General features: G+C 58.2%; 14 protein-coding genes and 1 pseudogene. 8 read left to right on the forward strand and 7 right to left on the reverse strand.

The annotated features are described in order from the left end of the window. Positions 1–30: 30 nt before the first annotated feature. Entirely contained in the window at positions 31–1,071 is a 1,041-nt protein-coding gene (locus JF535_RS05245) for an FHA domain-containing protein (RefSeq protein ID WP_206999850.1), read from the reverse strand. After that, positions 1,062–2,429 carry a S1C family serine protease gene (locus JF535_RS05250; RefSeq protein WP_206999853.1) on the reverse strand — a complete coding sequence of 456 codons (1,368 nt, stop codon included), beginning with the start codon at positions 2,427–2,429 and terminating at the stop codon, positions 1,062–1,064. The genes JF535_RS05245 and JF535_RS05250 overlap by 10 nt, the downstream gene beginning before the upstream one ends. Before the next feature lie 793 nt (positions 2,430–3,222). Here JF535_RS05250 and JF535_RS05255 point away from each other — a divergent pair. Further along, positions 3,223–3,690 (forward strand): hypothetical protein, encoded by a 468-nt coding sequence (locus JF535_RS05255; RefSeq protein ID WP_206999855.1) that lies wholly within the window; start codon positions 3,223–3,225, stop codon positions 3,688–3,690. On the opposite strand, the gene JF535_RS05260 is transcribed toward JF535_RS05255, so the two are convergent. From JF535_RS05260 to JF535_RS05275, 4 genes are all read right to left on the reverse strand, one after another. Next, positions 3,691–6,288, reverse strand: coding sequence for a serine/threonine-protein kinase (locus JF535_RS05260; protein WP_206999857.1), 2,598 nt, complete (start codon positions 6,286–6,288; stop codon positions 3,691–3,693). 100 nt (positions 6,289–6,388) lie between these two features. Then, positions 6,389–9,052: a serine/threonine-protein kinase gene (locus JF535_RS05265; RefSeq protein WP_206999859.1), complete on the reverse strand. Its 2,664-nt coding sequence runs from the start codon at positions 9,050–9,052 to the stop codon at positions 6,389–6,391. A 146-nt stretch (positions 9,053–9,198) separates the two neighbouring features. Continuing rightward, complete coding sequence (locus JF535_RS05270) at positions 9,199–10,197, reverse strand: FHA domain-containing protein (protein ID WP_206999861.1); 999 nt, start codon at positions 10,195–10,197, stop codon at positions 9,199–9,201. Positions 10,198–10,669: 472 nt separating this feature from the next. Continuing rightward, the gene (locus JF535_RS05275; protein WP_206999863.1) at positions 10,670–11,191 is read right to left on the reverse strand and encodes a MarR family winged helix-turn-helix transcriptional regulator; all 522 of its coding nucleotides are present in this window, start codon (positions 11,189–11,191) and stop codon (positions 10,670–10,672) included. A gap of 500 nt (positions 11,192–11,691) precedes the next feature. Here JF535_RS05275 and ectA point away from each other — a divergent pair, with 500 nt between their 5' ends. The 6 genes from ectA (at position 11,692) to JF535_RS05305 (ending at position 18,319) form a co-directional block, all read left to right on the forward strand. Beyond that, positions 11,692–12,288, forward strand: a complete 597-nt coding sequence (ectA, locus tag JF535_RS05280) for a diaminobutyrate acetyltransferase (protein ID WP_242523596.1) — start codon at positions 11,692–11,694, stop codon at positions 12,286–12,288. 81 nt (positions 12,289–12,369) lie between these two features. After that, entirely contained in the window at positions 12,370–13,695 is a 1,326-nt protein-coding gene (gene ectB, locus JF535_RS05285; protein WP_206999868.1) for a diaminobutyrate--2-oxoglutarate transaminase, read from the forward strand. 94 nt (positions 13,696–13,789) lie between these two features. Further along, complete coding sequence (locus tag JF535_RS05290; protein WP_066961533.1) at positions 13,790–14,194, forward strand: ectoine synthase; 405 nt, start codon at positions 13,790–13,792, stop codon at positions 14,192–14,194. Positions 14,195–14,345: 151 nt separating this feature from the next. After that, a complete protein-coding gene (locus JF535_RS05295) occupies positions 14,346–15,791 on the forward strand; it encodes an aspartate kinase (protein WP_206999870.1) in 1,446 nt (481 codons plus the stop codon). Further along, the gene (locus tag JF535_RS05300; protein WP_242523597.1) at positions 15,791–16,786 is read left to right on the forward strand and encodes a tetratricopeptide repeat protein; all 996 of its coding nucleotides are present in this window, start codon (positions 15,791–15,793) and stop codon (positions 16,784–16,786) included. Before JF535_RS05295 ends, JF535_RS05300 begins: the two co-directional genes overlap by 1 nt. A 114-nt stretch (positions 16,787–16,900) precedes the next feature. Continuing rightward, positions 16,901–18,319 carry a sodium:solute symporter family transporter gene (locus tag JF535_RS05305; protein ID WP_206999872.1) on the forward strand — a complete coding sequence of 473 codons (1,419 nt, stop codon included), beginning with the start codon at positions 16,901–16,903 and terminating at the stop codon, positions 18,317–18,319. Positions 18,320–18,479: 160 nt separating this feature from the next. Here the strand turns inward: JF535_RS05305 and JF535_RS17045 are convergent. Then, positions 18,480–18,629 (reverse strand): annotated as a pseudogene (locus JF535_RS17045) (YceI family protein); the annotation flags it as partial. Between the two features lie 150 nt (positions 18,630–18,779). Here JF535_RS17045 and JF535_RS05310 point away from each other — a divergent pair. Beyond that, positions 18,780–20,540: a DUF3592 domain-containing protein gene (locus tag JF535_RS05310; RefSeq protein ID WP_206999874.1), complete on the forward strand. Its 1,761-nt coding sequence runs from the start codon at positions 18,780–18,782 to the stop codon at positions 20,538–20,540. Positions 20,541–20,627: the final 87 nt, after the last annotated feature.

Raw genomic sequence — 20,627 nt, forward strand, 5'->3', positions numbered from 1 at the left:
TTTAAGCGGAGTGGGCGCAGACTTCGACGGCTATTCGCCCTGAATATCCAGATCGCCCTCGGCAGATGATTTTTTCGACGACTTTCCGCGTTTGTTGTCCGACTCCTCAATGGAAATATCGAACAGCGCCGGCGTACTGGCGAGGAAATCGTCCAGTGGTTCCGGTTTGCGCCACAGGAAATCCTTGGACTTCAGCTCCTTGGATACCTCCGGCGCGCCGGTGAATTCACCCACCTTGCCGATCTCCACCGCCGCCACAAAACCGAGGAAACACCACGGCAGCAGGATCGACGCCACCAGCCGCCAGTGCGGCGCGATATTCAGCGCCAGGTAGGCGGCACACCACAGCATTACCGGGATCAGAATGGCCAGGGCGAGAATGTTCAACAGCGGCATTACCTGGTGCAGGGTAAAGTTGAAATTGAGCAGGGTGGCAAACCATTGCCAGGCGGCGTAGATCAGCGCCGCAGCGGCGGCGATAGACAGGTGCGCCAGAAAGTGCGATTCGTGCTTCACCACCTTGCCGATAAACGCCCAGGCCGCGGCGTAAATGAGCAGGCCGATCACCGCGTCGGTAATCACCTGCACCGCGCCGGTCCACTTGAATTCGCTGGTGCTGGAGATGTAGGCCATCCACAGGCTCAGCGCCGCCACCAGCACGCACAGAGCCACGGCCACCGGCGGCGTTGCCAGCCGGTCGAATATGGTTTCCGCCGAATGCAGCGGAATGGCCGGGGGCACACTCATGTCGGTATCGATAAAACGCAGGCGGCTTTTGCCCACCTGAATCTCGTCCCCACTTTCGATCAGGTGCTCGCGGATATTGGTGGGCTTGACCGACTTGTCGCGGAAATTGCGCAACAGGCGGATGCCGTTCAGGCTGCCCAGGTCGCGCAGCACATAGCAGCCGTCTTCATCGCGCACCACTTCCGCGTGCACCGCATCCACATGTGGGTCTTCCACCATCACCGCGTTGTCGTAACAGCGGCCGATGGTGGCGCGCTCGCCATCCAGTCGATAGCGCGCACCCACCCGGTGGACACGATTGATTTCTTCGATAATCAGTGCCATTGGATTTCGCTCGCAAACTTCTGGGTAAAGGCCGTGGCCGACTCCTGGGTAAACCCCGACAGGGTAAAGTGGCTTACCAGCGCGCGGTTATCCTGGTCCACCGTGAGGCTCACGTAGAACACATCGTACAGATCCGGGTAATCCTTGTAGCGGCGCACACAGTACGAGGTGCGCGCAATCACCGGGTCGCGCTTGCCGGTGGCTTTGGGGGGCGTTGCCGGTTCGTTGTTCTGCTGGGCTTGCTGGTCGCCCGTTGGCTTGGCAGCGCCATGGCCATTTCGGGGGTGCTGGGTGAACTGCTGCTTGCAGTTGAAGTTGGTCACATCGTCTTCGCCGGCGCTGTTGCCGGGGAAAAACCCGCCCATGTTCTCTTCGTAGGCACTGTAAAAGCGCGATGAGCGCAGGTCGTCGTCGGCCTCCAGCCAGAAGAATTCGTATTCCACCCGGCCGGTATCAAAGTCTTCCGACAGGTACACCACATCCTGGCCGGTGCAGCCCTTGGCCACCTGTTTGATGGGGTCGTCCTCATCGTCGGTGGAATTTCCCCAGCACTGGATGGACGGCACAATTTCCCCGACCACCAGCGCATCCCCCAGCGGACGCAGCTGCCAGTCGGCTTCGAGTATCTGGTCGATAATGCGCTGCTGGTTTTTGTGCAGCTGGCGGGTAATCACCGGTTGCAGCTCCAGCGCGCCGTTGTCGTCGGAGGCCTCTTTTTTGTAATCCAGCAGCAGTGCCACCAGCTTGTCCACCGGCACCAGGAAACTGATCTGGTTGCCGGCGGTGGCCACATTAATGCCCACCACTTCGCCCTTGCGGTTGATTACCGGGCCACCACTCATGCCGGGATTGATCGAGCCGGAAAAATGAATGCGGTCGTAAAAGCTGCCGCCGGCAATACCGTTATAGGTGCCGGGCACAATGGTCATGCCCAGGTCCAGCGGGTTGCCCATGGAGACAATGGTCTCGCCCTTGCTGGGTGATTGCGACGCCAGGCGCAGGAAGTCACTGCCCGAGGCACCTTTTTGCCGCAGGATGGCCAGGTCGTTGACCACATCCACATCCAGCAGCTCCAGCTCGCCTTCCTTGCCATCCACCGACAGGTACTTGAGCGTGTACTTGTCCGGGTCGTGCACCGCCTCGGACACCACATGGTAATTGGTGGCAATCAGGCCATCGGTGGAGATCTGGAACCCGGAACCCAGCCCCGCCTTGGAATTGGACGACAGCTCGATCAGGCGGATCTGATACAGGCTGCCGCGGTAGTCGCTGTACAGCTGCTCGTAACTCTGGGATTGGGAAACGCTGGCAAAGGTGAGCAACAGCAGGGCGATCAGGCCCGTCAAAGGTTTCAACATCGTATAGTCGGCACTGATTGATTTGTGGGCGAAACGGCGCTTGATGTTACGGGATAGCCAATGGCGCAACAACAGGCACAACAAGCCGCGGGCATCCCGACAATAATAGAAAGCCCGGTGGCTAAGTGTAGTGAATAGCGGCGACGGCGGTGGCGGCGGCTGGCGTGTAATAGCGTGTAATGGCGTGTGATCGACCTGTAATGGCGAAATCCGTACAGTGCGCTACAAGGTTGAGGGGGACGCGATGCCCGGCCCTCACGGGAGCCGCGGCAAGGTGGATTGCAGACACCCCGGTAACGGTGACCATCATGGAAGGTGGCACGAGGAAAGCGACGGAATTGCTTTCCGCACCGGCTCCGGTACAGCGCCCCTCGACCAATTTACCAAAGGATTGGTAGTTGCCCATCGCCGCAGAGCCTAGGAGATGGGTGATAAATCAGGAAGACTTCGGCGCAAGCTGAACCGTCAGGCCGGCCCGGCAACCACAGAGCCTAGGAAGCCGGGATAGTGGAAGGGTCTGACAGAGGCAAGGATGCCTCATTTCGCTCTTGATAGTGTTGTTGTAACCGTAGATGGCTGGGACCATCTGTTTATCACCGGCAGTAAGCTTGCTTGCTGCCGGTTTTTTTTGGCAAAAAATCTGTGCAACTTTGTGTAGAAAAATGCCAAGCGATTGCAGTAAGCTGTGTGACGCAGTTCTCGTTCTGAGTCTGCGTTTGTATCAATGTTTCAAGACCAACGATCACCCTGGGCGGTTTGCAGGGAAAATAGTCATAATTTACAGGATAGAAAGATGACCGAAGCAACCGAAGCGGTAGAAGCCTGCATTGAAGTGCCCGCGCAGGGCAAAGTGGAAATGAACTTCACCCTGGAGCCCACCGGCGCCGACCAGAAGTGGATTCTTAAGGACGACAATGGTGATGAGTGGGACACCATCTGTGTGAAGTTTGACGGGGTGAAGAGCGGTGGCGTCGGTAAGTCCGGCAAGGCCGAGCTGACCATTCAGATGGTCAATAGCGACCTGGTGTTCAAGAAGCTGGCTGGCAATGTCGACGGTATCAATATCTACGATGTGGTCAATGATGGTGACGAAGGGATCTCCAGCTGCAAGGTCGACAGCCAGAATGCGCAGCAGCTGAAGATGGTGCTGAAGGCGAACAAGCAGACTGAAAATGCCTTCTCTTTCAAATGGGTGGCTGAAGATACAAGTGGAAACGAGGTGTTGTCCGCCGATCCGCGTACTGTGCTCGAGCCACAATAATCAGTCGCAGATAGCTGATTTTACCTTTAGGGAAGCTTGGGGTTGAGTGCAGAGTCGCTGAAGAACTGGTAGTTTAAACCATTCTGCACTCATCCCTTGCTGCAGTAGCTTGGATATATACAAGTTTGATGACCTCCATTCGCCAGACATTGCGTAAATTTGTGCTGCCGCATACTGCACAAAAGTGTCTTCTGGTGACTCGATCAATAGCTGCGTAATAAGCGATAGCGCCTCATCTAGTCGATCCGAGTTAGCTAGAGCAAGTGATCGATAGTATTTGAGTTCAGCGTCATCTTTGTTTTCTGTCAATGAAATAACTTTCGAAAATTTCTTTGTTGCCCTGGTCTGGTCGTTGAGTGCCAAATGTATTTCAGCTGTTTGTTCTATAGCTTGTACAGAGTCTGGGACAATTTTTAGTACCTCCTCAAATTCGTTTAAAGCAGCACTAAAATTCCCCATTAAAAACTGAGCTGTGCCTAAATTCATCATGGTGCGCCAGCCACGAAGGTTCTCAGGAATGGAAGTAATGGCAAATTCTGCGGCATCCAGGTTGCCGCTTTCCAGTTCAATCACGCCCAATGCTGAATATGAGGACCAGTGCTCCGGAAAGGCTGTAATTGTTTCGTTAAGGGTGATGCGTCCATCATCGTAGCTTCCGCTAGCTATCTGGTTCAGGGCAATCAAGTAAAGGTTGTCAGCGGATGGATTAAGTTCTGCTGCTTCCTGGGCGTAATGTAGCCCTGCCTCATAATCCCCCTGCATATAGAGAAATCGTGCATATTTGGCCATTAGCTCTGAAGAGGGGGTTTGCTGCTCGTCTATTTTTGCGAGTAGTTCGTCGAACTGAGTTTTTTCTGTGCTGTAGCTGCGCAACCATAGCTCCAGTTCAAGCGTTAAGGACGGATCTATTCCTCTGCCCTCAGCTACTCTTAGCATATCTAGCCCAGACTGGATGTGAGTCTCCTCGCCTGTCAGTACGAACAAGTCCGTTGCGACCTGTGTATAGGCCTTATAGAGAGTCGGATTTTGAGGGTAGGAGTTTAATAGTTTCTCCAGACGATTTAGGTCATCGACCGAGTTGTCCTTACTCTCAAGGCGTGCGGCGATATTCAGGTAGTCGTTATAGTCTTTATCCGACATTACGACCTGCTTGCCAGTTTTGTTTGAGTAATCCTGGGGAAACAAAGCTGCCATGCTATTGGCAATCCGATATCCCGCTTCCTGCCGCTTATCCGCCAAAAACGCAAAACTACTCTGCTGCTTGATTTGACTATCCGCCGGCCCAATTCTCTGTAGTGCTATTTCACAGCGCGTTTGCGCGCACTCCAGTTGCGCAACAAGCGCATCGGTTACCCCCTTGTTCCGCAGGGCCTGCAGCTGGTCGTCGAAATCCTGCCCCTCTTCTGGGGTAAAACTCACCAGCGCACTCGCCTTCAACTGCGAAACCGAATTCATCAACGCCTGCCGCACCATAGTCCGGGTCAGCGCCTTGGCATTCTCCTCGCCACGGATTTCGCCATTAATCTCCACCGGCATCACCGCAATATACTGCGGCTCCAGCCGGGTGATTTCCTTCCAGCCCCAGTAGCTTCCCACTCCCAGCACAAAGGCAGCGGCCACGCCGGCCAGTGCCCGCTGCCAGCGGCGGCGGCTTTTGACTTTCTGCTGGGTAAACAGGTCGGTGAGGGTGGCGGTGTAGTCTTCGCTGCCGGTCTCCAGTCCCTGTTTGTGCAGCAGGGCAAAACCCTGATACACGATCTGCGCGCTCTCGGGGCGTTGGGCCGGGTCTTTGGCGAGCAGTTTATCCAGCAAAATCGCCAGCGGCTCGGGGATATCCGCCCACGCTTGTGCCGGCGGGGTGTGCGGGTCGTTGGTGACGCGGTTGGCCATGGCCAGAGCGCCGATGTCGTTTTTGCCGAAGGGGCGGCTGCCGGTGAGCAGCTCAAACGCAATAGTGCCGAGGCTGAACAGGTCGCTGCGGGCATCCAGAGTTTTGCCGAGGATCTGCTCCGGCGACATGGCGGTGATGGTGCCGGCGAGCTGGTTTTCTGCCGTTAAGGTTTTCTCATCCAGCTGCTGGGATTTGGCGATACCGAAGTCGGTGATCTTGGCCACCGGCTCGCCCTTGGCGTTTTCCGCAATCAGAATATTGTCGGACTTTAGGTCGCGGTGAATGATGCCGAGGCTGTGGGCTTCGCTCAGGCCCAGGCAGATCTGCATCAGCAGGCTGAGTTTCTGTTGCAGGCTGGGGCTGCGCTCGCGCATCCAGGCGCGCAGGGTGGTGCCCTCGATATATTCCATCACCAGCGCAACACTGCCGTTGTCTTCCAGCACATCGTGCAGGGCGACAATATTGGGGTGGTTGAGCTGGGCTAATAAACGGGCTTCCTGCTGGATACGGTCGCGGGCGTTCTGGCTGGCGGCGTCGTCTTTCAGCTTTTTGATCGCCACCTGGCGGTGCAGTTTGAGGTCGTCGGCCAGGTAGACCACACCCATGCCGCCGGCGCCCAGGGTGCTCCGGATGCGGTAGCGGTCGCTGCCGATACGGGTGTTGGGGGCGGCCTTGTGCTGCGTAACCTCGGGGTCTGCAATGTCCATCTGCGCGTTTTCTTCTTGTTAGAGCCTGATTGTGCGCCCGGCCGATACCCCTGGCCTGGGCGTTGACGAGCCGCGGGGCATCGGTGCGGGCCGGGTGCCGTTACAGATTCGCGCTGGTCTCGTCGCCGCGGGCGATCTGGGAATCACCCGCTGTGTTGTTGTGCTCCCCGCTGCGGCACAACCCGGGATATTGCTGCCGGAGGTCGTTGAACGCGGGAATGTTGCAGATTTTGACAAACCGTGCGGTGCAATACCAGATGGGCGAGATGCCCTGCTGCAGGGTTTTGCGAATGTGCGCCTTGGCGGAGAGCAGGTCGCCGGTGGTGATGTACACCTGGGCGCGGGCGTAATTGGTGTAGAGGTCGTCCGGGGCATCGCGGCGAATCTTGAGCAGGTTTTCTACCGCCTGCTCGCCGTTGCCGAGCTCGGCGTAGGCGCGGGCCTGCATCAGCAGGCCTTCCCAGTCGTTGCGTTGCTGGGTGAGCGCCAGCGCCTGCCGGGCCAGTGCCTGGGCGCGCTCGGGCTGCTGTTGTTCGCGGGCGATTTCGGCGCGGTACAGCAGCGGGGAGGCGTCTTTGGGGGCCAGCTCGGAGACCCGCTGGAAGCAGGTTTGCGACTGCGCGTACTGCTTCTCGATGTAGTAGGCGAGGCACAGGTTGTAGGTGTCCATAGGCCCGATGCGGTCGAGACCAACCTCCATCAGCAGGCGGATGGTTTCGGTGGGCTGGCCTCCGTCGAGCATGTTGGCGGCCAGCAGCGAGATGGCCTCGATGGATTCCGGGTTGAGGGCAATGGCCTGCCGGAGTACCTCGTTGGCGGCGGGCATGTCGCCGTCGAGGGTGAGGTTCAGGGCCTTCTGGCCCAGGTAGGCGTAGCTGGTACGCAGGGCGAGAGCCTGGTCGATGCTGTGCAGGGCGCGGCGGTAGTCGCCCTGTGCCTGGTGATAGACGGCGCTGAACTGGTGGTAGGTGGCTTTGTCCGGCAGGGTCAGCTTGAGCTTTTCCAGTAGGCTTTCTGCCCGGCCGATGTCGCCGAGCATGATCGCGAGGCTCAATTCGCTGATCAGGATTTCCGGGGCTTCGTTCAGCCGCTCGGGGGCTCGTTGCAGCAGCGCTGCTAGGCGTTCATCGGCCTCTGCAGCGCGGGTGTTGAAGTCGTGGTCTATGACCATTTCTGCGTACAGTTCGTACAGCGGAGCGAACCCCGGCGCCCGCTGCTGCAGTGCGTCGAGCCGGTCCAGCAGCGACCCCAGGTGCAGGTAATCGTCGCGGCGCTGGTAGATTTCCAGGTAGGTGAGGTAATCCTCGTCGTCGATCTGCGCGGAGCTGCTGAGGGCCTGTGCCGGGTAGTCCGTCAGCAGGGCATCCAGCTGGTGCAGGGTGCGCGCGCGGCTTTCCAGCCCTTCGTCCATTACCAGGCGGGTGCTCTGGCTGCCGATGACCGACAGGGTGGTGCTGTCGAGTAGTTCCAGTGACAGTTCGCAGCTGCGCCCCTGGCAGTCCATATCCGGGAGCAGCAGCAAATCCGCGTTGAGGGATTTGGCCTGGTTGGCGAGGGGTTGCCCGGCCAGTTTGCGCGACTCGGAATAGGAAATGAGGTGCAGCCCGCGACGGGCAGACAGCCCCTGTTTGAGCGCATTTTGCACATTGCCCGCCAGCAGGCGCTGGTCATGGGACATGGCCTGCCCGCGTACATCCGGTTCCAGAACCGCAATGTAGCGGCCTTTCTGGGACTCGGCGGGCGCTGAATATAGGGAGACGCCGGCGATCGCCGCAATACCGACAGCGCAGACCGCGAGTGCGCCCAGGGCCCTGCGGGCCAGGGGGCGGCGGTGGGACCGGCGGAAGTAGTCCTCGGCGGTTACTGTGGCGGTGAGGCTGTGGGTGCGACTCTGGGTGCGACTGTGGGAGCGACTAAATCGGGTGTCGCTACCGCGCAGCTGTTGCAACAGGGATTCCAGCTCGGCAGCCACTTCGGTGGCGTTCAGTGGGCGCTGTTGCGGCTGCTTCGCCAGCAGGCGGTCGAGCAGATCGCTGGCGGCCTGGGGCAGTTCCGGGGCCAGCTTGCTGGCCGGTGGGTGCGGGCTTTTAACAATGCGATCAACCGTCACATAGGGGCTGCTGTTGTCGCCGAAGGGGCTCTGCCCGCACAGCAGGCGATAGGCCACAACGCCGAGGGCAAACAGGTCGCTGCGGTTGTCCAGGGGTTTGCCCTGGGCTTGCTCCGGCGACATGGCGCCCCAGCTGCCGGCCACATGCTGCTCGCGGGTGAGGCCACTGTCTTCGTGCCAGTTTTTGGCAATGCCAAAATCGGTGATTTTGATGGTGCCGTCGCTGTCCACCAGGATATTTTCTGCTTTCAGGTCCCGGTGGATGATGCCGGCGCTGTGGGCGCGGGCGAGGCCGGCACATACCTGCTTGAGCAGTTGCAGTTTTTGCGACAGGTCCAGGTCGCGTTCCCGCTGCCAGCGGTCGAGGCTGCAGCCGTCCACATACTCCATCACCAGGGCGATACCGCTCGGGTCTTCCACCACATCGTAGAGTTGCACGATATTGCTGTGATTGAGCTGGGCGAGCAGCAGTGCTTCGCGGCGGATACGCTCGCTGGCGTTGCTACTGTTGGGATTGCGCAGCAGCTTCTTGATGGCCACCTTGCGGTTCAGGCGCTCGTCGGTGGCCAGGTAAACCACACCCATGCCGCCGGAGCCGAGCCGGGCGGTGGCGTGGTAGTGGCCGATGTAGAAAGGAAGCTGCTCTGGTTGCATGTTACTGACTGCGGTAATAAATCTACGGGTAAACCGCCGTCCGTGGATTAGGAGGCCTGCTGGTGCGGGCCCGGTCGTGTATCGCGAAGTCCGTGCGCGAGTGTGTTCGGCTCTAGTGTGTTCGGCTATGGCCTGAACATTTGGGCTCAGGCGGGCTCGGGTGCTAAGGCGTACTCACCGGTGCTGGCTTCGAGCTCTTCTTTCTGTGATCCCTTGAAAATATCCAGCATGTAGCCACCCAGGCGCATTTCATACGCGCGCCGCTCTACCAGCCGCGAGGTATCGATGGCATCGGGCAGGCTGTCGGCAATCTGTTTGCGCGCGCGGAATATCTGGGTGTTCAGGTGGTTGACCGTGATACCCAGCTCGCGGGTGGCGAGATCAATGGCCACCCAGCCCTGATCGGGCGCGTCTACATTGCGCTGAATGTCGCGGATGCGCGCACGCGCCAAGTACAGCAGCAGGTAGTTATGGGTGCGCGCTGCCAGGTCGAGGCGCATGTCGTCTTTGGCCAGCTGTAGTTGCACATGCTCTTCGTGATGGCTCACGGTAAAGCGCAGGCGGAAGTCGGAGACACACAGGTTCTTGAACGAGAGCTCGGTGGTGGTGCTCTGGCTAGCGGCGAGGAACAGTGTCCAGCTGCTGTGGGCACAGTCGATGCGGCTGTTGTGATGGACGACCCTGGCGCTTTCGCCGTGCTCTGGCCCCTCAATCAGTTCGTAGACCCACACCCCGTTCACCGGGTTGAAATGCAGGCTGGCAATGGGGTCGTGCTCGTCGGGCAGCAGGTGGTAGGACTCCAACGGCATACCTTCACCGGTGTGGATGTCGATCAGCAGGTTTTCCGGCGGGTCGAGGTTTTCCACCTTCCAGGCCGGGTTGGTGGCGCGACCGAAGGTAAGCACGTCGCCGATATTGAGCGGCTGGTTCTTGGCGGGGATGAGCTGCTGCCCGTTGACCCAGGTACCGTTGCGGCTGAGGTCGCGAATGATCCAGTGGCTGCCGGTCCACTGGACGGCTGCGTGAATGCCGGAGATTTCAGGCAGAGTGATGCGCGTATCGGCAACCCCCTGGCGGCGGCCAATGGTGTGGTGGGCCATCAGGTAGACGGGTTGATCCTGATCCGGATGTTGCAAGCTGGCCATGACTGGTCCCTTCCCTAAAACAAGCTGTACCTCGTCGCCAACGATCTCGCGTTAGAACTGCCAGCGGACTGGTGTACAGAAATGATCAAGAACAGGGCGGCCGGAGTGGTTCTCGCCGGGCACAGCCATGTGCACAGCTGACGCGCTGATATCCGCTGTTAGCAGCAGATTGGCGCGGGCCGATTGTTATTGCCGGAGCGTTTCTGCGGCCTTGGGTGGTACACCGCGCGCCTGCCGTAGCAGGGTGGTCCACCTCTCTTTTTGGTTTGCCGCAGCAGAGCGTTCGCCGCTGTCTTGAGTCTGTGGCCGTTGCCGTCATGGGCGAGCGTCCACTTTAGTGTTGTTGCCGTAGTTATACCGGACTGTGGAACGAATGCAACGATTGGATGCGACTTGTTGCTAAATGCGCAAAATCTTGCACCAGCGTACCAGGTAGAGAGTGCCGTCGGCGGGCGGGTGTCGGCCCTCTGGTCTACCGGTCCGGGTCTTTATTGTCGTCGTTTGTGGGGAGGTTGCGGCTGTCTTTGCGGTCCAGCTCGCCCACATCCAGCACCGGGGAGGCGTCGATGTGCTCGGCGTCCATCATCAGGGCCACTCGCTGCAGGGAGGAGATGATCATGGATTGCTCCCACTCCCGCAGATCGCGGAATTGTTTGACGAAGTGCTCCTGCAGAGGCGTGGGGGCATCGCGGATGATGTCGGCCCCTTTATCGGTGAGGTAGGCGTGCACCTTGCGCTTGTCTTCCAGGGAGCGCTCCCGGTACACCAGGCCACGCTTCTCCAGCCGGTCGAGGATGGTGGTGACCGTGGCCTGGCTGAGGCTGATTTCCTTGGCCAGGGCGCCGATGGTGACCTGGCCCTGCTCGCGGATGGCCTGCAGCAGCAATAGTTGCGGCGCGGTGAGGCCGGCGGTTTTGACCAGCTGCTTGGAATGCAGGTCGGTGGCGCGGATCAGGCGGCGCAGGGTAATCAATACTTCTTCAATTTTGTCCATCAGCAGCAGGCTCTCGAAATCGGGGTGACAGGCGCGACGGCTTATTTGCCCGCGGCCGATTTTGGGTTCTGTTCCGTTTTTGTCAATTGCTGTGTGTTCTGTTTCGTCTTCTGTCCTGTCTTCAGGCGCCCCGCGAAAACCGGTTTTTGAATCTTTAGTCGGTTTTTGCGTTGAGTTTCGCGCAACCTTTTCCGGCGTTCCTGCAGGGGGTTTTTGGCGCCCCCTGATGGTGCGTGAGCCCTTTACTGGCGCGGCCTGCGCACCATTCTGGGTTTCTTCGCTGGCGTCGAAATTGGCCGCGTTCTGATCAAATTGCATAAGGCTTGGTCTTGCGCCCTCAAGAATGTTTAGAGTACTATGGATTTAAATATTTAGAGCAGTAAATATTTTTTTGCTGCAAAGGTCAAACTTTATACGAAAAAGAGGGCGCCACAGGCAAACTCGGCTTTGTGGCAGAAGTTTGATCGTGTTCTAACAATTTGATGACTAAAGGTATTGGTTTGAGCGCTACGAGCGAGCAAAAAGAAGACGACGCTATAGACGACAAGGTGCAGGGGGCGCAGCACAAGGAGGCCACCGAGCAGGGTGAGCAAGTCCAGCTGCGCCGTCCGGTCAGTGAAGACGGTGCGCGGGTGCACCAGCTGATTGGCAACTGCCCCCCTCTGGATACCAACTCTCTTTACTGCAACCTGTTGCAGGCCAGCCATTTCGCCGCCACCAGTGTGGCCGCGGAGCGCGATGGCGAGCTACTGGGATTTATTTCCGGTTACCTCATTCCCGATCGCCCCGACACCCTGTTTATCTGGCAGGTCGCGGTGGCGGAAAACGGGCGCGGTATGGGCCTTGCCGGCCGCATGCTGCGAGAGATTCTCTCCCGCCCCGCCTGCCGGGCGGTCAGCCACCTCGAAACCACGATTACGCCGGACAACGATGCCTCCTGGGCACTGTTCCGCAGCCTGGCGCGCAAGCTCGGTGCGGCGTGTTCCGACTCGGTGATGTTCGACCGCGAGCGGCACTTCAATGGCCAGCACGACAGCGAGATGCTGTTGCGCATCGGGCCGTTTGCGCCGGTCGCGCGTGAGGAGACGGCCCTCTGAGCGGTTGCCGCTATGCCTCCACATTCCGTTTACCTGTTTCCATTTATGTTTTTACTCAACCATTAGAAAAGGGTTGCCAAAATGAAAGTATTTGACGAAATCGAATCTGAAGTAATGAGCTACGCCCGCGCTTTCCCGCGGGTTTTTAATAAGGCGCAGGGCGAGTACCTGTACGACGAGGAAGGCAACCAGTACCTGGACTTCCTCGCCGGTGCCGGCACCCTGAACTACGGGCACAACAACCCGATCTTCAAAAAAGCGCTGCTGGAATACATCGAGCAGGACGGTATTACCCACGGCCTGGACCTGCACACCAAGGCCAAGCGTGAGTTTCTGGAGTCGTTCTACGAGCACATCCTGAAGCCCCGTGACATGACCTACATCATGCAGTTCACCGGCCCCACCGGCACCAATGCGGTGGAAGCTGCACTGAAGATCGCGCGCAAGTACAAAGGCCGCGAAAACATTATTTCCTTCACCAACGGCTTCCACGGCTGCAGCCTGGGCGCGCTGTCTGCCACTGGTAACTCCCACCATCGCGGTGCCTCTGGCGTGAGCATGAGCGGTGTGGCACGCATGCCGTACGACGGTTACCTGGGTGACGACATGGACACCACCGCGTACCTCGACAAGGTGCTGAGCGATTCCTCCAGCGGTGTGGACCACCCGGCGGCCGTACTGGTGGAAACCGTACAGGGCGAGGGCGGTATCAATGCGGCCAGCGTTGAGTGGCTGCGCAACCTGCAGGACGTGTGCAAAAAGCACGACGTACTGCTGATTGTCGACGACATCCAGGCGGGCTGTGGCCGTACCGGCAGCTACTTCAGTTTTGAAGAAGCCGGCATCGATCCGGACATCGTTACCCTGTCCAAGTCCCTGAGTGGTTACGGCCTGCCGTTTGCGGTAGTACTGATGAAGCCGGAGCTGGACCAGTGGAAGCCGGGCGAGCACAACGGCACCTTCCGCGGCAACAACCTCGCGTTTGTTACCGCCAAGGCGGCCATCGATCACTTCTGGAGCGATGACAAGTTTGCCAAGGAAGTGAAGCGCAAGGGCGACTACATCGAGCAGCGCCTGCAGAAGATCGTTGACCAGTATGGCGACGGCAACATGACCACCCGCGGTCGCGGCATGTTCCGCGGCCTCAACTGCGTGAGCGGCGAGCTGGCCGACAAGATCACCACCGAAGCCTTCCGCAATGGCCTGGTGATTGAAACCAGTGGCGCCGACGACCATGTGGTGAAAACCCTGTGCCCGCTGACCATCAGCGATGAAAACCTGACCAAGGCACTGGATATTGTGGAAGCCGCGGTTGCCAAAGTGCTGAAAGGTGAAGATGTGCCGGAAGAGCACGACTTCTTCGCAGAAGATGCCGAGCAGCCGGCACCGCTGGCCGGCGCTGCCTGATACGCGCCACACCGACCGGCGGCCGCTGTTCCTGCGTGAGGCAGCGGGCCGCCCATTTCAAGACCTGAATTCAAGATTGCAAGTAGAGTAAGTAATGATCGTAAGAAAGCTGCAAGAAGCAGAACAATCCAACCGTCGTATCGTGTCAGAAGGCTGGGAAAGCACCCGCCTGCTGCTGAAAAATGACAATATGGGCTTCTCGTTCCATATCACGACCATTTATGAGGGGGCGAACCTGAACCTGCATTACCAGAACCACCTGGAATCGGTGTACTGCATTTCCGGTGAAGGTTCGGTCATGGCGGAAGCCGATGGCGTAGTGCATGAGATCACGCCGGGCACCATTTATATCCTGGATAAGCACGATAAGCATGTGCTGAAAGCAAAGACCGAAATGAAGATGGCTTGTGTGTTCAACCCGCCCCTGCATGGCAAGGAAGTGCACAATGCGGAAGGTGCGTATGAGCTGGAAGCGGAAGAGGTGAAGGACGAAAAATAATTCGGCCGATCACATCATCCCTATGCACAACAAAGCAGCGGAGTTTTGGAGCACCACGCGGGACTATTTGACCTCGGACAGCAGTGAACCGGGCAAGAAAAGTAGCCGCACTCCTAATCTTGAACTCAAAAACGGTCAACGCAAGGATCCCATGAAAGCACATACGGTTGAAAAAATCGGCGGTACGTCCATGAGCGACTACCGTGCAGTACGCGACAACATCATTCTGAAAAACGGCAAGGCGAAAACAGAAGGGCTGTATCGGCGTGTTTTCGTGGTTTCTGCCTACGGCGGCATTACCGACATGCTGCTGGAGCATAAAAAATCCGGCCGCCCCGGGGTGTTTGCCCTGTTCGCCGGCGCGGACGATGAGCGTGAATGGTCCGACGCTGTAGCGGGCCTGCGCGCCAGCATGGAAGAAATCAACGGAAAGCTGTTCAGCGACGAAATCACCCTGGCCAAGGCCAACGGCTTTATTGGCGAGCGCCTGGACGATGCGGCCAACTGCCTGGCGGACCTGGAGCGGGTGTGTCAGCACGGCCACTTTGCCCTGGAAGGACACCTGGACGTGGTGAGTGAAATGCTCGCCAGCCTGGGTGAAGCGCACAGTGCCTGGAATATGGCGCAGCTGCTGAAGCAGGAGGGGATCAACGCCCGTTTTGTGGACCTGACCGGCTGGCGCGATGGCGAACACCGCACCCTGGATGAGCGCATCGAACGCGCTTTTGCGGATGTGGATTTCGACAACGAACTGCCCATCGCCACCGGCTATGCGCACACCGCCGAAGGCCTGATGAAAACCTTTGCGCGCGGCTACAGCGAAATGACCTTTAGCCGTATCGCCGTGATGACCGGTGCCAGCGAAGCCATCATCCACAAGGAATACCACCTGAGCAGCGCCGACCCCCGTCTGGTGGGCGAGGAGCACGCGGTGCCCATCGGTCGCACCAACTACGACGTGGCGGACCAGCTTGCCAATCTGGGGATGGAAGCGATTCACCCGCGCGCTGCCAAAGGATTGCGCCAGCAGGAAATACCCCTGCGCGTGATGAATACCTTTGAGCCCGAGCATCGCGGTACTCTGGTTACAGGCGACTATGTAAGCGACACGCCACAGGTGGAAATCATCGCGGGGCGTAAAAACATCTATGCTGTTGAATGTTTCGATCAGGATATGATGGGCAGCATGACCAGCTACGACCGGGCGATCAATGAGATTATCGCGCGCTTCAAGGGCAGCGTGGTAACCAAAGATACAAACGCCAATACCATTACGCACTACTTGAGCAATAACCTGAAAACCGTCAAGCGTATTAAAAAGGCGATTGGCGAGTTGTTCCCGGACTGCGACATTCAGGTGCGCAAGGTGGCGGTTGTTTCCGCTATTGGTAGCGATATGAAAATCTCGGGCATGCTGTCCCGCGCGGTGAGCGCGCTGGCCAACTCCGGCATCAGTATTCTCGCGGTGCACCAGTCTATGCGTCAGGTAGACATGCAGTTTGTGATCGACGAAAGCGATTACGAAAGCGCGGTAAAAAGCCTGCACGCAGCATTGGTAGAAGTGCACGAACATGGCGACGCCATATGCGCGGCCTGATGTTGCGCCTTTCTTCGCGACTGCCGCCAGCTTTGCTGGCGGCAGTGTTGGTTGTGGCCAGTGGGTTTTTCCCAGGCAACGTGGTGCTGGCGCAGGAAAGCGCGGATGTGCCGCCGCCGGTCATCAGCGAGGAGGAAAAGGCTGAAAACCAGCAGAAAATCGCCGAGCTGGACAAGGTCGCCGAGGCCGCCGACAAAATCGACAAGCCGCTGTATTCGCCGTTCATCGAACGCTATGTGCTGGATGAATTGAAACAGCTGCGCGTGGACATGGCGGCGCAGAAGGTATCGCTCACCGAGAACATCGTGGACCGGCAGTTAAGTGCCGCCGACAAGGCGATTACCTACGCCACCGATACCATTACCTACTTCTTCTACCTGATTGCCGGCTTCAGTTCCTTGCTGGTGATTATGGGCTGGACATCCATTCGTGATGTGAAAGAAAAGGTGCACACCCTCGCCAACCAGGAAATTTCCAGCCTGGTGGAACAGTACGAGGAGCGCCTGCGCAGCATTGAGGAGCAGCTGTCGGAAAAGACCCAGCATATCGAACACAACCGGGATGAGATCGAGCTGACCCAGGAAATTCACTCCCTGTGGTTGCGCGCCGGCAGGGAACAGACTCCCACCGGCAAGATCGCCGTCTACGACCAGATTCTGAATTTGCGCAAGGACGACGGCGAAGCGCTGACCTACAAGGCGGATGCGGTACTGGAACTGGACGAACCCCAGTGGGCCATCAACCTGTGTCTGCAGGCGCTGCAGATCGACAGCCAGAACGGTAACGCCTACTACCAGTTGGCCTGTGCCTATGCGTATTTGGAGCAGTGGGAAGAGGCCATCGGCTATTTGCGAAAAGCACTGGATATTTCCATGGCGTATCGCGACGAGGCACTGGAAGACTCCGCGTTCAATGGACTCTACGAATCCGAGGAGTTCGCCACCCTGATGGGCATTCAGCCGGAGAATGCCCCTCGGGCCGACGATACGCAGTGATTGTGCCGGCGCTGGTCGCCGGCCATCAGAATAAAAAAATGAACGGCTGTATCCATTCCAAAAGAACAAAAAACAAACAATAACCCGTGACCAACCAATCCGAGGGGCCCGACCGTGCTGATTAGCTTTTTGCTGTTTCTTTGCCTGTTTGCTGCCGTAGGTATCAGCTCCTACCGCAAGAGCCGCGGTACCAAGCAGGATTACTATCTGGCGAGCCAGGATGTTTCTCCCATGCTGGTGGGGCTTTCAGCGGTGGCCACCAACAATAGTGGCTACATGTTTATCGGTGTGATCGGCTACACCTACGCCACCGGCCTGGCCTCCATCTGGCTGATGCTGGGCTGGATTCTCGGGGACTTTCTCGGCTCCCTGTGGATGCACAAAAACCTGCGCGAGGCCGCCAAACGCAGTGGTGAATCCAGTTACGCCGGGGTGCTCGCCTGCTGGCAGGGCACCCGTTTCGGTGGCTGGCAGAAGCTGGCTGGTATTCTCTCCCTGCTCTTTCTACTCGCCTATGCCAGCGCCCAGCTGGTGGCCGGCAGCAAGGCCCTGTACGTGGTGCTGGACCTGCCGATCTGGAGTGGCGCGGTCATCGGTGGTGTGATCGTCGCGGCCTATTGCCTGGCGGGCGGTATTCGCGCGTCCATCTGGACAGACGCCGCCCAGTCGCTGGTGATGGTGGTCGCCATGGGGCTGCTGCTGTTCGTGGCGACCCAGTCTGTAGGCGGCCTGAGCGCCGCGTGGCAGCAGATGGGGCAGGTGGAAGGCTTCCTCAACTGGTATCCGCAGGATTTGCTGTTGCCGGGGCTGGCCGGTGGTGTGCTGTTTGCGCTCAGCTGGCTGTTCGCGGGTATTTCCGTTGTCGGCCAGCCTCATGTGATGGTGCGCTTTATGGCGCTGGATGATGTGGGGCGCATGGTACAGGCGCGCTGCTGGTACTACCTGTGGTTCACCATTTTCTATTTCATGGCCACCGCCGTGGGCATGCTGTCGCGCATCCTGCTCAGCGACCCGGGCACGTTTGATGCGGAGCTGGCGTTGCCGATGATGGCGATGGAACTACTTTCGCCGGTCTTTGTGGGGCTGATTCTCGCGGGCATTTTCGCGGCCACCATGTCCACCGCCGATTCGTTAATACTGAGCTGCTCGGCCGCACTCACCCACGACATCCTGCCCCAGCGCACCGAGAACACCCGCCTGTTGAAAGTTGCCACACTGGGTATTACCGCGGCAGCGGTGGCCTGGGCGCTGCTCAACAAGCAGAGTGTCTTCAGCCTGGTAGTGATGAGCTGGTCCGCCCTGGCTTCCGCCTTCGCGCCGCTGTTGATGGTGCTTGCCGCAGGCGGTAAACCGTCCCAGAGGCTCGCGGTTGCGATGAGTGTGCTGGGCCTTGCCACTGCGTTGATCTGGCGCTGGCTGGGCTGGCATGCGCATATCTACGAGGGCATGCCGGGTATTCTGATGGGGCTTGTGGTTTTTGCCGTTGGCCACTTTCTGGCGCGGGAGCCGGTAAGGCGTACTGCAAACGCATAGTGGCAAATCGGTGGATGCGCTGCGCTTATCCACCCTACATAGAGAACTCTCCATACCTGTAGGGTGGATAAGCGCAGCGCATCCACCACTTTCTTGCCTGAAAAAAAGAACCCGGCTCTGAGGCCGGGTTTTTTTATCCTGTGAGACGGCAATCAAATGCTTACTGGCGGATGCCTTCCACGTCCAGGATCATTTCCACGGTCTGGGACGCCGGGCCCAGGTCGTAGTCGATACCGAAGTCTTTCAGTTTGAATTCGGTCTTGCCGGTGAAGCCCTGACGGTAGCCGCCCCAGGGGTCCTTGCCGCCGCCGTTAGCATTACCGGCTTAACACCCATTGAGCCTGCGCCGTCGTGCGTGCGGTGGGCTTTGGCCCGTCAGGAATGGATCCCGATATCTGTGGTAAGCTGGAATTCGCGCCATTTTTCTGGCGGGCTTACCAAGATAACAAGGAGGTGTGGGATGGCCAACGCGCAAGTATCCCGGGTTGGGGGCAGCCTTTTCGGTGGTTTCTTTTTTTTGATGGGATTTGGTTTCTTTTTCGGTCTTGTCGGTATAACGCTGATCGACCGCCTTGATATGCGCGATTGGCTACCAATGAAGGCGGACATCCTTTCGGCCGAGTTGAAGACGCACCGCGATAGCGATGGCGACACCACCTATAAGGCCAGAGCCGACTACCAATACCACTATAACGGCCGCATTTACCGAGGTAACCGTGTCAGTGTTCATAGGGGGTCGGACAATATCGGTAGCTACCAGCAGAACATGTACCAGCGTCTCGCCGGGGCAAAACGGCAGGAGCGACCGGTCACCGGCTGGGTAAACCCGCACCGGCCAGCCGAGTCGGTTCTGGATCGGGAACTGCGCTGGATGATGGTGCTTTTTCCCACCATGCTGTGTTCGGTATTCATGATTATCGGTGCCGGTATTATCTATTTGACCTGGCGTAAGGAGGTGGCACCGGATCCCGAGGTTGAGAACAAGACGCCCTGGCTTTCTCGGCAGGAATGGTCGCAGGAAGGCATCTATTCCAATAATCGCCTGATGGTGGGCGGTGCCTGGTTTATTGCCCTGGCAGTAAACACGATCAGTTTACCGATTTCGTATGTTGGCGTGGATCATCTGGCCAGGGGCAAATATGTAGGCCTGCTGTTGCTCCTATTCGGTGGTTTCGGTTTCTATGTCCTGTACCGCGCGATCAAAAAGACCGTTGAGCATCACCGATTTGGCAGGGTGCCTGTAGTGCTCAGCCCTTTTCCGGGAGAGATCGGGGGCTTGGTGAGCGGGTATCTACAGTTTTCCCGCACACTCGATACAAGGTCGACTTTCCGCGTAACCTTGCAGCAGATGAAAACGGAAACCAGAAGGTCCGGCAACAAGACTCGCGTTTCCAACACCAGTCTGTGGGAGCTGGGCAGCACCGGGACCCTGAGGCGCAGCCCGCGTGGATCCCGAATATATTTTGCTTTCGAAGTGCCTGAAGCGCTGCCGCCTTCCCGAGTCCGCGATGGTGACGGCTATTGGTGGAATCTGGAGGTAAAAGGGGCGGTTCCTAGGGTGGACTTTAGTAGAAACTACGAAATCCCAGTTTTCAAAACGGGAGCGCCGGCACCGGCTGCCGCCCACGCCGGTGTGCCTGTCGCAATGCCCGAAACCAATTTTACCGAACAACTGGAAGCGCTGCTCGATGTTGAGCAAAACGCTAATGGTATCTCCATCAGGCAGGCCCGGGGCAAACAGCCATTCGCCTGGCCGCTCACACTATTCGGATTACTGTTTGGCTGCATTGGCATTGGTATCGGCTTTACTCAGGCGCCGATACTGTTTCCAATCGTCTTCACGGCATTCGGGATATTGTTCGCGGTAATCGGTGTGAATCTCCTGGTTACCGGATACGAGACCCTTATAGGCCGGGATCGCGTCGTGCACAGGGTCTATCGGCGCGACAGGCAAAAGACGCAAACCATCTGGCCACGCAAGGAATTACGCGGGCTGTGTTTACGCAGGAGTGGTTCCGGCAGTAGCCGGGGTAAAACAACGGAGTACTTCGACCTGCTGTTACAGAATATGCGGGGCGAGACGTTAAGTATCGGCTGTGGTATCGCCGGCCGTCTGCCGGCACAACAGTTGTTGGAGAGCGTCGGCATGCTAACCGGCCTCGATACTCTGGATGAATACAAACACAGAATACAGTTGAAAAAAGAGCAGGCCGAATTCTAGTGGTTCATTTTTCGGGCTTCCGTTCCTCTTTCGCCCGAAATTCTTTACTCGGTTAGCTCCAGAAACAAAAAAACCGGCGCTAAGGCC

This window comes from Microbulbifer salipaludis (genome assembly GCF_017303155.1).
Taxonomy (GTDB): Bacteria; Pseudomonadota; Gammaproteobacteria; order Pseudomonadales; family Cellvibrionaceae; genus Microbulbifer; species Microbulbifer salipaludis.